Here is a 13,257-nt window from a genome sequence, read left to right as displayed (position 1 = left end):
TGAACAAGAATCGTACAGGCCCGCCGTCGTTTCCGCCACCTCGAGAAGGCAGGCGGCCTGCGACGCCTCGTCGGCGCCCGGTTTGCAATCCCGCCTATTGGTCGCTCCGCCCTTCATTTCCGAGGAGGAGGGAGTCGACCGGGAGGCACCCGGACTTGATCACCCACACCCCCGCCGTGGCGGACGACCTGCGAACCCTGGCGATGGTCGTCCACGATCGGCTCTGCGCCGCGTATGGATGCCCCATCCCCTACTTTCACGACCTCGACCCGCTCAGCGAACTGATCTCGTCGCTGCTGTCGCACCGGACCCGCAACGCCGACTCGGGTCGAGCCTTAAAGCAGTTGCGGGCGCGGTTCGCGACGTGGGAGGCCGTACGCGACGCGCCGACGGCCGAGGTCGAGGAACTGCTCGCCCCTTGCACCTGGCCCGAGCAAAAGGCTCCGCGGGTCCAGCAGGTGCTCCGAGCGATCACCGAAAGGCGCGGGGGGGACCTGTCACTCGATTTCCTCGTCGACCTCTCGGTCGCCGATGCCCGCGCCTGGCTCGAAGGGCTGCCGGGCGTCGGGCCCAAGACCAGCGCCGCGACCTTGCTGTTCAGCCGCCTCCGCATCGCGGCCCTGCCGGTGGACAGCCATCACCATCGCGTGGCCGTGCGACTCGGCCTGATCCCCGCGTCCGTTGCCGTCGGCCCCTCTCACGCGTTGCTGGAGGCCCAACTCCCTGCCGACTGGTCGGCGCAGCAGGTCTACGACAACCACGAGGCGTTGATGCTCCACGGCCAGCGCTGCTGCTTCGCCCGCAGCCCGGCCTGTCCGCGCTGCCCCGTGCTCGACCTTTGCCCGTTCGGTCAGGCCCGCATCGACGCCGGTTGAATCTTCAAAACCGCAGCCGGCGGTCTCGCGCCGTGACTTCCCATTCATCGACGACGCGGCCGTCCACCACGACGAGGGCGCGGCGGTGCAGGGCGGTCGTGGGGCAGACGTGGGCGGGGATGGCGAGCAGGGGCGTGCCGATCGGGAAGCGGTCGGCGTCGGGGACTTCGAGGACCAGGTGTTCCTCGCTGTGGCCGACCATCTTGGCGTCGGGGATGGAGGGTAGGAACGCGCGTACGCCGGCGGGGTCGGCGGCGACGGCCTTGTGACCCAGGTCAAGGCAGAGCCGGCTGGGCCGAGGGCGGCTCACGACCCGGGTCAACAACAGGGCGGCGGGTGTGAACGGCAGGTCGGGGTATCGCGAGTGGTAGTTGTAGTCGTGATAGGCCACGGTGCCTGGCGAGCACTCGACCCCCGGGGCGACGAATGCGGCGTGGACCGGGAAGGACGGCGTCCCCCCCATCAGCAGCCGGGGGACGGGCAATCCCTTCGCGAGCAGGCGGTCGCGGAAGGCGAGCACGACGTCTTCGACCTCCCGCGCCCCACGCTCCCGGGTCGCCAGGTCGGGCTCGTTGACGTGGCCGTCGTACGCGCTCAGGCCGTCGGGAGCCAGGCCGGGGAGGCGGTCGAGATCCTCGTAGAGCGCGACGGCCTCGTCGTCGGGGGCGATGCCGGTGCGGCCCATGCCGACGTCCAGGTCGACGAGAGTCGGGATCGGCCGGTCCAGGCCCGAGGCGGCCTCGGAGAGGGCCCGGGCGTGCTCGGGCGCGTCGACCATCGCGCGGAACGTAGTCAATGGAAAGGCGGCGACGAGGCCGACGAACCGGGCGACGTTGGGTCCGACCATCGGGTAGGCGACCACCACGTCGCCCGCGCCGGCCACGGCGAGCATCTCGGCCTCGGCGATCGTGGCGCACTTGTGCTTCTGGATGCCGCGCTCCAGGCCCATCCGGACGACGTCGGCCGACTTGTGGGTCTTGGCGTGGGGCCGCAGCCGGTCGACGCCCCCGGCCAGCCGGATCATCGCATCCAGGTTGGCCGCGACGAGGTCGCGGAAGACCAGGAACGCCGGGCTCGGGATCGAGTCGGGGTCGAGCAGCGTGTACGGGGGCGTGTCGATCATGGCTGCGCCTTGGGCGGGAGCAGGCCCGTGACGGCGGCGGTCATGGCGCGGACGCCGACGGCGATGCTGGCCTCGGCCTCCGGGTGATAGCGATTCGAATGCAGGCTGGGGAGCGTCTGACCCTGGGCGGCGGCCGCCTGGATCCGCTCGCGGGGGACCGTGCCGATCCAGAACATCATGATCGGCACGCCGTCCTGGGCGTAGAGGGCGAAGTCCTCGGCCCCCATCACCGGGTCGGCCAGGACGACGTGCTCCTCACCGAGGGCCCGTTTCAGGAGCGGCGAGACGCGCCCGACCAGCCCGGGGTCGTTGGAGGTCTCCGGCGTCGACTCGTGGACGGTCACGGTCGGCTCGGGCGCCTTGTGGGCGAGGGCCAGGGCTTTTACCCGGCGCTCGACGCCCTCGATGAGCTGGAGCCGGACCGACTCCTTGTACGACCGCAGCGTGAGCTGGAGCTTGACCTCGTCGGAGATGATGTTGTGCTTGGTTCCGCCGTGGATCGAGCCGACGGTGACGACGGCCGGGTCGATCGGCTGGACTTCGCGGCTGACGATGGTCTGGAAGTCCAGGACCGCCAGCGCGGCCAGGACGATCGGGTCGACCGCCTTGTGCGGCATCGCGCCGTGGCCCCCCTTGCCGCGGATGACGACGTCCAGCGACGTCGAGTTGGCGAGCATCGGCCCTGGGCGAAAGTAGACGTCGCCGACGGCCCCGTCGGCCTTGCAGTGCAGGGCCAGTGCGAAGTCGGGCTTGGGGAAGCGCGTGTAGAGGCCGTCGTCGAGCATGGCGCGGGCGCCGTTGATCGCCTCCTCGGCGGGCTGGGCGATGAGCAGGGCGGTCCCGCTCCAGCGGTCCTTGTGCTCGGCCAGCCAGGTCGCCGTGGCGATGAAGCTGGTCATGTGGACGTCGTGGCCGCAGGCGTGCATCACGCCGACCTCGCGTCCCTGGGGGTCGGTCGCTTTCGCCGTGCTGGCGTAGGGGAGCCCGGTTTCCTCGGTGACCGGCAGGGCGTCCATGTCGGTCCGCACCAGGACGACCGGGCCGGGGCCGTTCTCGAGGAGGCCCACCACGCCATGCTTGCCGACGCCCGTCGTGACCTTCGCGCCGAGCTTCGTCAACTCCCCGGCCATCCGCGCGGCGGTCCGGGCTTCCTGGTTCGACAGCTCGGGATTCCGGTGGAGGTTCTGGTAGAGGCCGAAGAACGCCTCGCGATGCGATTCGAGCCAGGCGTCCGGAGCGGCCGGGTCGTCGGCCTGGGAGCGGGTGCAGGCCGAGAGGAGGACGAGGCCGACGATCAGGCAGCGACGCATGAGGCGTTCTCCCGGGGAGCTGGTCATTCGAGCCCGTGCTGCTTCTGCCAGGCGACCGCCTTGGCGTGCTCCGCCTCGGGGATCTTGCCGCAGCGCTGGAAGATCACGGACAGGGCGGTGTAGCTGAAGGCGTCTTCGGGCTCCAGGTCGACGACCTTCTGGGCGTGGGCGATGGCCTTGTCGGCCTCGGCGAGGTCGGCGTAGAGCTTGGCGAGCATCCCGTGGCCGATGGCGAAGTCGGGCTCGATCGCCACGGCCTCTTCGAGCTTGGCCACGGCGGCCGGCTTGTCGCCGCCGTCGCGGAGGTCGATGGCTTGGTCGTAAAGTTCGTTCGGCGTCGGCATGGGACGATCCTGCGAGAGGGGTGGGGTCGGCGGGCGAGCTCGGCCGCCTCGGCTCCCATTCTAGGCGGACGGCCCGGCGGTCGCCAGCGCGAGTGCGAAGCCCCGGACGTTCGTCGCGGCGAGGGTCCTCGCCTTCGGGAGCTTCAACGATTAGAATAGGCGACGTGCCTGGGGGGCGGACGACGCGGGGACCATCGCGAGGGGCGGCCATGCTGCTGGCTTTCACCGATCAGGGGACCGGTCCGGTCGTCGTCCTGCTGCACGGATTCCCGCTGAGCCGGGCCATGTGGGCCGGCCAGATCCGGGAGTGGAGCGGCTCGTACCGCGTGATCGCGCCCGACCTGCGGGGCCACGGCGAGTCGCCGGCGCCCGACGCCGTCTACACGATGGACCTGATGGCCGACGACGTCGTCGAGCTGCTCGACGGCCTGGGGCTCGCCGAGCCGGTCGTGGTCGGCGGCCTCTCGATGGGGGGGTACGTCGCGCTCGCCCTGGCGCTCAAGCATCCCAACCGGGTCCGGGGCTTGATGCTGGTTGACACCCGCGCCGCGGCCGACGAGCCCGAGACGGCGCGCCGGCGCGAGGAGAACGCCAAGGCGGTGCTCGCGGCGGGCCATCCCGGCGCGATGGTCGAGACGATGCTCCCCCGCCTCTTCTCACGGTCGACCTTCCGGCGCAGGCCCGGGATCGTGCCGCCCATCCAGGCCGTCATGGCCGAGACGACCGCGGCGGGCGTCGCCGGGGCCCTCCGCGGCATGGCCTGCCGCCCCGACCGTCGCGAGCAGCTCCGCGAGATCGCCTGCCCGACCCTCGTGGCCGTCGGCGAGGAGGACGTGATCTCGCCCCCCGACGAGGCGAAGGCCATCGCCGAGGCCCTCCCCGACGGCCGGCTCGCCGTCATCCCCCTGGCCGGGCACCTCTCGCCGTACGAGAATCCCGAGGCGTTCGACGCCGCCGCCCTCGCTTTCCTGAGAGACCTCCATCCCCATGCCTGATTCGAGACACGAGAGCCTCATCGCCGACGCGGCCGGGCTGAACGACCTGATCGACCACATCCGCGAGGAGCGCCGGTTCGGCTTCGACACCGAATTCGTCTCCGAGGACACGTACGAGCCGGTCCTCTGCCTGATCCAGGTCGCGACCTCGCGACGCCTGGCGGCCGTCGACCCCCTGGCCCTGGCCGCCGGCGACCTGGACGCCTTCTGGGCGGTCGTCCTCGACCCCGAAATCGAGGTCGTCATGCACGCCGCCGGCGAGGACATGCGCATCTGCCTGATGCGCACCGGCAAGCTCCCCGCGCGGGTCTTCGACGTCCAGCTCGCGGCCGGCCTGGTGGGCTACAGCTACCCGCTCTCGCACACCAACCTGGTGAGCCAGGTCCTCCGCGCCACGGTCTCGGGCAGCGAGACCCGGACCGACTGGCGGCGGCGGCCGCTCACCCCGGCGCAGGTCCGCTACGCTCTCGACGACGTCCGCTACCTGCTGGACCTGCAGGACCGGCTCGGCGCCGAGCTGGACCGCCTGGGCCGTCGGGAATGGGCCGAGGCCGAATTCCGCGACTTCATGGTGGCGGTCGAGGAGCGCGCCGACCAGGACCGCTGGCGTCGCCTCCCCGGGCTGCATCAGCTCAGCCGCCGCGCCCTGGAGGCGGCCCGCCGGCTCTCGGAGTGGCGGGAGGGCGAGGCCCGCCGCCAGAACCGGCCGATGCGGCAGGTCATGCGCGACGACCTGGTGGTGGCCATCGCCAAGCGGATGCCCAACGGCCGCCGCGACCTGGAAGCCCTCCGCGACTTCAACCGGCCGGGCCTGATCAGCCGGGCCGACGAGATTTTGAAGGCCGTCGAGGCGGCCCGCGGCGTTCCCGACGACCAGTTGCCCGAACCCGCCCCCCGCCACGACGACGCCCCGGGGGCCTCGACCGTCGCCAACCTGCTCTCCGCCGCCCTGGCGCAGTGCTGCCTGGAGAACAAGGTCGCCGGCTCGCTCGTCGCCAACACGTCGGACCTCAAGAGCTTGATCCGCTGGCGGCTCGACGGCTGCCCCGGCGGCGAGCGGCCGATCCTGGCCGAAGGCTGGCGCGGCGAGATGTGCGGCGGCCTCCTGCTCGACGTCCTCGACGGCCGCCGGACGCTGCGGGTGGTCGACCCCGCCAGCGAGTTCCCGGTGGCCCTCGAACCGACCAGGACCGAGGAGACGCCCGGACGATGACGCGGATCCTGAGCTGCTTCAGCAACTGCTACGGGCCCGACGGCGTCTGGACGGCCGTCGAGCGGATCCGCGAGGCGGGCCTCGACCGCCTGGAGCTGGCCCTCCGCGGCCACGACTTCGGCGGCCTGGTCATCCCCGAATCGGCCGTCGTCACCGAGAAGGCCGACGACGCCACCGCCCAGGCTTTCGTCGACCACCTGGCGAAGCACGAGGTCAAGGTCAGCGGCTGCAACGTCGGCGGCGCCGACATGCGCACCGAGGAGGGCGTCGCCCTGACCGAGCGCCGGATCCGGTTCGCGGCGCGATGGTTCGGGGTCTCGCTCTGCGTGACCGGCGCCGGCCAGCCGGCCGACGACGACCAGCGTCGGCTCATTTTGAAGGCCCTCCGCAGGCTCGGCGACGCCGCCTCCGAGGTCGGCGTGACCCTGGCCCTGGAGACTCACAAGGGCCCGACCCAGAACGCCGCCGCGATGCTCGCGCTGATGGACGAGGTCCGCCACCCCCACGTCCTGCTCAATTTCGACACCGGCAACATCGCCTACTACAACGCCGGCGTCGACCCGTGCGACGAGCTGGAGAAGGTCAAAAACCTCGTCCGCAACGTCCACCTCAAGGACAACCGCGGCGGCCTCGAAGACTGGTACTTCCCGGCCGTCGGCGACGGCGGCGCGGTCGACTTCGCCCGGGTCGGCGCGATCCTCGACGGGGTCGGCTACAAGGGCGCCTACACGATCGAGATCGAAGGGATCGGCGGCGAGCCCGAGCCCGGGCTGGAGGAACGCCAGCGGCGGATCGCCCGCAGCACCGCCTTCCTGAAGACGCACGGCTACTGAGCGGATCGGACCCCCGAAACGAATTCCGAGGTCTCCCCGGATTTCCTGAAGTCCGCCCGACGGCGAACCGATGACAGCCGATACGGCTCTCGATGTTCACCCGGGATTCAAGAATGGGCCGCCGCCGGCGAATACCCCTGGGACGGTTTCGTCGAGTACGGTTCGGGAGGTAGGGAACATGGGGTTGGACCTGACCTTGGGCGCGGTCGTCTTGATCGCCGCCTTCCGCGGCTGGCTGCGTGGCTTCGTCAGCCAGGCCGTGCGGATCGGGGGATTCGTGGCGTGCTTCTACCTGGCCGACCCGGTCCGGGACCAGGCGCGGCCGTACGTCCTCGCCCGGCTGCCGAAGGTCGACCCCGCCCTGATGGACCGAATCCTCTGGTGGGCTTCGGCCGCGGCCTCGTACATCGTGGTCGTCGGCGTCGTCACCCTGGCGCTCAAGATGGCTCGCCGACCGGACGCCACGGGCAAGGTCGATCTGCGCCGCGACAACCAGTTCGCGGGCTTCCTGCTGGGGACCGCCAAGGGCGTCCTGACGGCGATCTTCCTGGTGGCGGCCGTCGAGAAGTACGCCCAGGACCTGGGCGGGCGGGTCGAGTGGGCGAACCGGATGACGGTCGATTCGAAGGCCCTCGCATGGAATCGCAAGTACGAGCCGGCCCCCAAGATCTGGGATTCGCCCCCGGTCCGCCGCTTCGTCGAGCACATCCAGCGCAACGGCCTGGGCAAGCTCCCCGCCGAGCCCGTCCTCACCGACGCGCCCGCCGGCCAGGTCGCCGAGGCGATCCTCCCCGAGCCCGAGCGGATCACCCCGCGGCTTGAAATCCCCGGCGACCCAGCGCCGCAGGCGTCGTCCAACCTCGACATCGACCCCGAGGTGCTCGTCGACCTGGAACGCTTCAAGGCCGAGCGCGACGCCCGGCGGTCGCGACGGCCGGATCCGGACTGGCGTTGACCGACCTTGGACCGGGAGTAAACTCGCGTCCGGCGGGATGTTCCGGCCGACGCGGGTGATCCAGGACGAGGGACGGCGGCATGGAGGACGGGTGCCGGATCGAGGCCCGAGGGCGACGCGACGTCGGCCCTGCGTGGGGGCTCGTGCTGCTGGCCTTCGGGGCCTATCTGACCCTGAAGGGCTATCACAGCCTGGACGGCGACCAGGCGCACCGGCTGCCGCTCTTGCTCCACAGCCTCGATCCCCGGCTCTACGCCGACGACCCGTTCGTCCGCTCGTTCGACGCCTTCAACCCCCATCGCGGCTCGCTCCGGCTGCTGGGGGCGATGACGCGGTCCGTCGGCCTGCCGGCGACCCTGTTCGCCCTGTTCGCCCTGACGTTCGCCCTGAGCGTCTGGGGGTTCTTCCGACTGGCCGCCGCCTTCTGGCCGGGGCGAGCGGAGGCCGCCGGCTGGACGGCCGTCGTCCTCTTCCTGGCCGCCAAGGCGGGGAACATCGGCACGAACCACCTGTTCGAGGCGATGCTCCTCGACCGCCTGATGGCCCTGGCGCTCGCCTGGACGGCCGCGGCCGCCCTGGTGGAGAACCCTCGGAAAGGCTGGTGGACGTCGGCGATTGCGCTCGGCGCGGCGGCCTGGATCCACCCGTCGCTCGGTTTGCAGCTCGCCCTCGTCTTCTCGGGTTCCTGGCTCGCCTGGGTCCTTTTCGGGAGCCGGACGCAAACCTCCTGGCCGCTGGCGATCCGGGCGGTCGCCGCGACGTCACTGGCGATCGTCCCGGGTCTAGTCGACAACCTCGCCCCCTTCGGCAACCTGCGCGAGGGATTGAAGCCCGAGACCTTCCGGGTCCTGACCGTCGAGCTGCAAAGCCCCCAGCACATGCTGCCCCACCTCTGGCGACAGCCCCAGTGGCTGGCGGCGGCGGCCTACCTCGGGCTCGTGGCGGCGGCGCTGGTCGGGCTGAGGCGAGCCGGCGAGGACGCCGATTCGGAGCACGAGAGCTCGCCTCGATGGCGACTGCTCCTGATGCTGGGCGTCGTGCTGACCTGGCTCGCGGGAGCGTGGGCGGCGGTCGAAGGGATCGGGCACGTCGGCGCGACGGTCTTCCAGCCCTTCCGGATCGCGACTTTCGGCCGCGGACTGGCCCTGGTCGTGGCGAGCGGCCATGTCGTCGGCCTCTGGCGACGCGGCGGCCTGGCCGACCGCCTTCGCGCCGTGCTCATCCCCGTCGCCTGCACCGGCGACTGGCTCTTCGCCGCGGTCGTCGCGATCGAACTCGTCATGACGCTGTTGGAGGCGGCCGGCGAGCGGATCGGCTCCGGGACGCGGGACGTCGTGCTGGTCGGCCTGCTGGCCTGGGCGGGCGCGTTCCTCGCCAGGCACGACACCGAGCGCGGCGAGCGCGCGCTGGCGGCGGCGGTCGTCGGGGGGCTTGCCCTTGGCGCAGCGGGCCGGCGACTCCCGAGTTTCTCGCTCACCTGGACGCCGCGGCGGCACCGCTGGGCGACGGCGGCCGCGTGGGCTTTCCCGGCGGCGGCGCTCGTCGGCGGGCTGTTGCCGGCGTCTCATCCCCCGGCCGGATCGAGGTTCGTCCGGGGGCTCGTCGCCCATTGCCGGTTCGCCCCGGTGCCGATCGACGACGTCGAGGAACTGGCGACGTGGTGCCGCTGGAACACGCCCGAGTCGGCCCGGTTCATCGGGCCGCCGGGGCCGAAGGGCTTCCGGCTCTGGTCCCATCGCAACTGGGCCTTCAACCGCGCGGGGAGCCCGTACCACGCCCAGGGCCTCCGCGACTGGTACGAGCGGTTCCGCGACCATGTCGATTTCGACGGCCCGCCGGCGGCCTTCGTCCGGGCTTACCTCGACGGCCGCCATCGTTTGGAAGCCCGTTACGACGGGCTCAGCGACGACCAACTCGCCGCCCTGGCCCAGCGTCAGGGGGCGGACTACGTCGTGGCGGGCGCGGACCGGCCGAGGGCGACGGCCGACGGCCCCCTCGAACGCCTCCAGCAGCGGGGCGAATACGCGGTCTACCGGGTGCGGCACGAGCGGCTCGCCCAGGCCCAGCGGTAGCGGAGCCGATGCGTGAACGACCCCGGCGCGAGGCTCGCCAGGGCCTGCGCCTGGACGGCCCGGGGACCCTTGCCGGCGATCGCCAGGCGTGAGGCCTCGATCGCGGTGAACGTCAAGCGCCCGTCGCCGAGCGGACCGCCGTCCCAGCGCACGGCGGTCTCGTCCGCTTCCTGCAGGTCGCCGGGGCCGAGGCGGACCTCGTAGGTGGCGGCCAGGCTGGACACGACGTCGCGGCAGCGGTCGGCGACGTCGAACTCGATCGCCGCGCCCCCGTCGTCGTCGGTCGAGACGGTCAGGACGGCCGAGAAGTGGTGACGGTGCAGCAGGCCGGTGAGCAGCAGGCGGACGCGACGGTCGTCGTCGTCGAAGGCGTGGTGCTGGACTTCCTGGTAGACCGGGCTGAGCACCTGCGACGGGTCGCCCGCATCTGGGCCGTGCTCGATCGAGGCGAGCAGGGGAGGGCCGTCGCCGAGGCCGATCTCGTGGCTCCAGCGGTCGCCGGCGCGACGAAGGACGATCCGGACGGCGGGCGTCCGGATCGTCACGGCGTCGTCGGTCTGGTCCAGGTTCCACGAAGCGCCGGGCATGGCCGGGTGAGCCCCTTTCCAGATCGGGCGGCTCGCGCCGCCGCGATCAGTGCGTGCTCTTGGCCAGCTTCATCCGGAGGTACGACTCGATGAAGCCGTCGAGGCCGCCGTCGAGCACGGCCCGGGGGTTGCCGACTTCGTGCCCCGTCCGCGCGTCCTTGACCAACTGGTAGGGCTGGAGGACGTACGAGCGGATCTGGCTGCCGAAGCTGACGTCGCCCTTCTCGTCGTACTTCTTGGCGTACTCGGCCTCACGCTTCTCCTCTTCCAAGCGGACCAGCTTGGCCTTGAGGTTGGCGTAAGCTATAGCGTCGTTCTTGTGCTGCGATCTCTCGCCCCGGGACTCGGCGGCGATGCCCGTCGGCAGGTGCGTGTACCGCACGGCCGACTCGGTCTTGTTCTGGTGCTGGCCGCCGGGGCCGCCGGCCCGGAACACGTCGCGCTTCAGCTCGTCGTCCTTGAGGACGATGTCGATCGTGTCGTCGACCTCGGGGATGACGTCGACCGAGGCGAACGAGGTCTGCCTCCGCGCGGCCGAGTCGTACGGGCTGATGCGGACGAGCCGATGGACGCCGGTCTCGCCGCGGAGGTTGCCGTACGAGTAGCCGCCCTTGATGTAGATCGTGACCTCGGCGACGCCCGCCGCACCGCCGTCTTCACGGTTGGTGATCTGGGTCGTGAAGCCCCGGGCCTCGGCCCACATCAGGTACATGCGCATGAGCATCTCGGCCCAGTCGCAGGCCTCGGTGCCGCCGGCGCCGGCGTGGATGGTCACGATGGCGTTGCAGTGGTCGTTCGGGCCGCTGAGCATCGACTGCAGCTCGAAGGCCGCGAAGTCCTTGTCGGCCTTCTCGCACGACGCCTGGATGTCGGCGTCGAACTCGTCGGTCTCCAGCTCCTCGGCCATCTCGATCGCGGCGGCCATGTCGTCGGACTGCTTGACGAGGTCCTCGAACGGCTTGAGGACGCCGTTGAGCGTCTTCAGCTCGGCGATGACCGCCTTGGCCTTCTCCTGATCGTTCCAGAACGACGGCCCTTCCATCTCGCTCTGGAGGGCGTCGCGGCGGGCGAGCTTTTCGCCGAAGTCAAAGAGAGTCTCGGAGATGGAGGATTCGATCGATCACATTCTTGGCCGATCGCTTCAACTCGGCGTCCACGGAGACACTCCTGGCAAGGGGGAGGGGAGGGAGAGGGCCGGCGGTCTGGCCGGCCTGCGGGTCGAGCCGCTAAGATCGGTCCATTAGAACCGAATGCCCCGGCCGCAACCAGAGCAGTCGCCGGCCGCGTCCGTTCGGCCCGTGAGATCGCGAGCATGACCTTTCGCCGAGATCGAAGGCCGGGCGCGGGCCGGCTGGCCCCGTCGCCCACCGGCGGCCTGCACGTGGGCCACGCCCGCACCTTCCTCGCCGCCTGGCTCGCCTCCCGTCGCGTCGGCGGCGCGATGATCCTGAGGGTCGAGGACCTCGACGCTTCCCGCGTCCGGACCGAAGCCGCCGACCAGGCCCTCGTCGACCTCCGCTGGCTGGGCCTCGACTGGGACGAGGGCCCGGACGTCGGCGGCCCCCTCGGGCCCTACGTCCAGTCCGAACGCCGGTCGATCTACGACGAGGCGCTGGAGCGGTTGAAGGCCGAGGAGCGGGTCTATCCCTGCACCTGCACCCGCGCCGACGTCGAGCGCGCCGCCTCGGCCCCCCACGCCGAGGACGAGGGCCCGACTTACCCCGGCACCTGCGCCGGGCGATCCGCCCTGGACGCACAGGTCCTGGGCGACCGCCCGTTCGCCTGGCGATTCCGCGTCCCGCCCGGCCCCGTCGCCTGGGACGACCTGTTCTTGGGCCCGCGCGAGGTCGACCCCGCCCGACTGGGCGGCGACTTCCTCATCGGCCGCAACGGCCTGGGGCCGGCGTACCAGCTCGCCGTCGTGGTCGACGACGCCCAGATGGGGGTCGACCAGGTGATCCGCGGCGACGACCTCGTGCCCAGCACGCCCCGGCAGATTTTGATCTATCGGGCCTTCGGTTGGACCCCGCCGCGCTTCGGCCACGTCCCCCTCGTCCTGGGCCCCGACGGCCGTCGCCTCGCCAAGCGCGACGGCTCCATCAAACTCGCCACCCTCCGCGAGCAGGGCGTCGACCCCCGCCGCCTGATCGGCGTCCTCGCCCATTCCCTCGGCCTGTCGCCCAGGCCGGTCCCATCCCGCCCCGCCGACTGGATCGCGGCCTTCGACCCGGCGAGCGTCCCGTCGACCGCCTGGCACGCGTCGCCGGACGCCTGGAAGCCCTGAATGTTTCGCGATCCACCCGCCCCGGACGGATCCGGGGCGGGCTCGGCTCGTCGAGTCGGATCAGGTCAGGTCAGGTCAGGTCACGTTGGAATCCACCACTCGACGAGCCCCCAGGGCACCGCCGCGAAGTCGATCCCCTTGGGGTCGCTGACGCTGGCCTCCTCGGCCTCCACCTGGATGCAGTCGCCGTTCTTGAGCCAGACCACGATCGGCGCGCCCACGTCGACGCTATGGCCGTCGGGCCTGGCGGCGCCCTGCGCGCCGCCAGGGCGTCGGGCGGGGTGCATGTCGAGAATCCGGGGCAGAGTCGCATACCTCATGGAAAGATCTCCTTGCATCTCGATTCCGTCGCGCAGGCCGACGTCGCGAAAATTCCGCGAGCGCGACCGCGCCCCAGGGGCTCGCAAGCCGACCACGCCGCTCGTCCTTCGCGGGGAGGTCGGCTTCGATTTGGGTTCGCTCGTGAGAAACCGACTTCCTATTTTATGACGTAAATGACTATTTCATATCGACTTAATGGCGGTTTTAGGGAATCGGATCGGCTTCGTTTCGCGACGATTTTTTCATGATTTTCGGGGCCCGCCTGGGTTCGGGGTTAGCGATCCGGGTCGGTTTTCGAGGACCTCCCAAACCTAACTATGCATCAAGATGTGCAGTTGCAGAAAA

General features: G+C 71.0%; 13 protein-coding genes. 7 read left to right on the top strand and 6 right to left on the bottom strand.

The window, feature by feature from the left end; genetic code table 11:
* Window positions 1-203 precede the first annotated feature (203 nt).
* Window positions 204-875 carry an endonuclease III domain-containing protein gene (locus tag PZE19_RS21660; RefSeq protein ID WP_368411377.1) on the top strand — a complete coding sequence of 224 codons (672 nt, stop codon included), beginning with the start codon at window positions 204-206 and terminating at the stop codon, window positions 873-875.
* A 4-nt stretch (window positions 876-879) separates the two neighbouring features.
* On the opposite strand, the gene PZE19_RS21655 is transcribed toward PZE19_RS21660, so the two are convergent.
* From PZE19_RS21655 to PZE19_RS21645, 3 genes are read right to left on the bottom strand one after another with little or no spacing between them, the layout of a single operon-like run.
* Window positions 880-1,998: a D-TA family PLP-dependent enzyme gene (locus tag PZE19_RS21655; RefSeq protein ID WP_277862686.1), complete on the bottom strand. Its 1,119-nt coding sequence runs from the start codon at window positions 1,996-1,998 to the stop codon at window positions 880-882.
* Window positions 1,995-3,308 (bottom strand): amidohydrolase, encoded by a 1,314-nt coding sequence (locus tag PZE19_RS21650; protein ID WP_277862685.1) that lies wholly within the window; start codon window positions 3,306-3,308, stop codon window positions 1,995-1,997. The genes PZE19_RS21655 and PZE19_RS21650 overlap by 4 nt, the downstream gene beginning before the upstream one ends.
* 23 nt (window positions 3,309-3,331) lie before the next feature.
* Window positions 3,332-3,652 (bottom strand): hypothetical protein, encoded by a 321-nt coding sequence (locus PZE19_RS21645; RefSeq protein WP_277862684.1) that lies wholly within the window; start codon window positions 3,650-3,652, stop codon window positions 3,332-3,334.
* 209 nt (window positions 3,653-3,861) lie between these two features.
* On the opposite strand from PZE19_RS21645, the gene PZE19_RS21640 reads away from it, so the two are divergent.
* From PZE19_RS21640 to PZE19_RS21620, 5 genes are all read left to right on the top strand, one after another.
* On the top strand, window positions 3,862-4,647 hold the full coding sequence (locus PZE19_RS21640; protein ID WP_277862683.1) for an alpha/beta fold hydrolase: 786 nt from the start codon (window positions 3,862-3,864) through the stop codon (window positions 4,645-4,647).
* A complete protein-coding gene (locus PZE19_RS21635) occupies window positions 4,640-5,860 on the top strand; it encodes a ribonuclease D (RefSeq protein WP_277862682.1) in 1,221 nt (406 codons plus the stop codon). Before PZE19_RS21640 ends, PZE19_RS21635 begins: the two co-directional genes overlap by 8 nt.
* Window positions 5,857-6,693 carry a sugar phosphate isomerase/epimerase family protein gene (locus PZE19_RS21630; RefSeq protein ID WP_277862681.1) on the top strand — a complete coding sequence of 279 codons (837 nt, stop codon included), beginning with the start codon at window positions 5,857-5,859 and terminating at the stop codon, window positions 6,691-6,693. The genes PZE19_RS21635 and PZE19_RS21630 overlap by 4 nt, the downstream gene beginning before the upstream one ends.
* Before the next feature lie 178 nt (window positions 6,694-6,871).
* Window positions 6,872-7,648 (top strand): CvpA family protein, encoded by a 777-nt coding sequence (locus PZE19_RS21625; protein WP_277862680.1) that lies wholly within the window; start codon window positions 6,872-6,874, stop codon window positions 7,646-7,648.
* Between the two features lie 80 nt (window positions 7,649-7,728).
* A complete protein-coding gene (locus PZE19_RS21620) occupies window positions 7,729-9,720 on the top strand; it encodes a DUF6798 domain-containing protein (RefSeq protein ID WP_277862679.1) in 1,992 nt (663 codons plus the stop codon).
* Here PZE19_RS21620 and PZE19_RS21615 read toward each other — a convergent pair.
* Window positions 9,678-10,307 carry a hypothetical protein gene (locus tag PZE19_RS21615; RefSeq protein ID WP_277862678.1) on the bottom strand — a complete coding sequence of 210 codons (630 nt, stop codon included), beginning with the start codon at window positions 10,305-10,307 and terminating at the stop codon, window positions 9,678-9,680. The two genes, PZE19_RS21620 and PZE19_RS21615, sit on opposite strands and share 43 nt — an antisense overlap.
* Window positions 10,308-10,353: 46 nt before the next feature.
* Window positions 10,354-11,464, bottom strand: a protein-coding gene (gene prfB, locus PZE19_RS21610) for a peptide chain release factor 2 (protein WP_277862677.1) whose coding sequence is annotated in 2 segments (ribosomal slippage) — window positions 10,354-11,394 and window positions 11,396-11,464 — 1,110 coding nt in all. Because the reading frame shifts where the segments join, the coding sequence is not laid out codon by codon here.
* Window positions 11,465-11,619: 155 nt separating this feature from the next.
* On the opposite strand from prfB, the gene gluQRS reads away from it, so the two are divergent.
* On the top strand, window positions 11,620-12,591 hold the full coding sequence (gluQRS, locus tag PZE19_RS21605) for a tRNA glutamyl-Q(34) synthetase GluQRS (protein WP_277862676.1): 972 nt from the start codon (window positions 11,620-11,622) through the stop codon (window positions 12,589-12,591).
* An 80-nt stretch (window positions 12,592-12,671) separates the two neighbouring features.
* Here gluQRS and PZE19_RS21600 read toward each other — a convergent pair whose 3' ends face one another.
* Window positions 12,672-12,911, bottom strand: coding sequence for a hypothetical protein (locus PZE19_RS21600; RefSeq protein WP_277862675.1), 240 nt, complete (start codon window positions 12,909-12,911; stop codon window positions 12,672-12,674).
* Between the last annotated feature and the right edge of the window lie 346 nt (window positions 12,912-13,257).

This window comes from Paludisphaera mucosa, assembly GCF_029589435.1.
Classification (GTDB): Bacteria; Planctomycetota; Planctomycetia; order Isosphaerales; family Isosphaeraceae; genus Paludisphaera; species Paludisphaera mucosa.
Note: the sequence above shows the minus strand (reverse complement) of the source record. Positions and strands in the feature narration are given on the sequence as shown.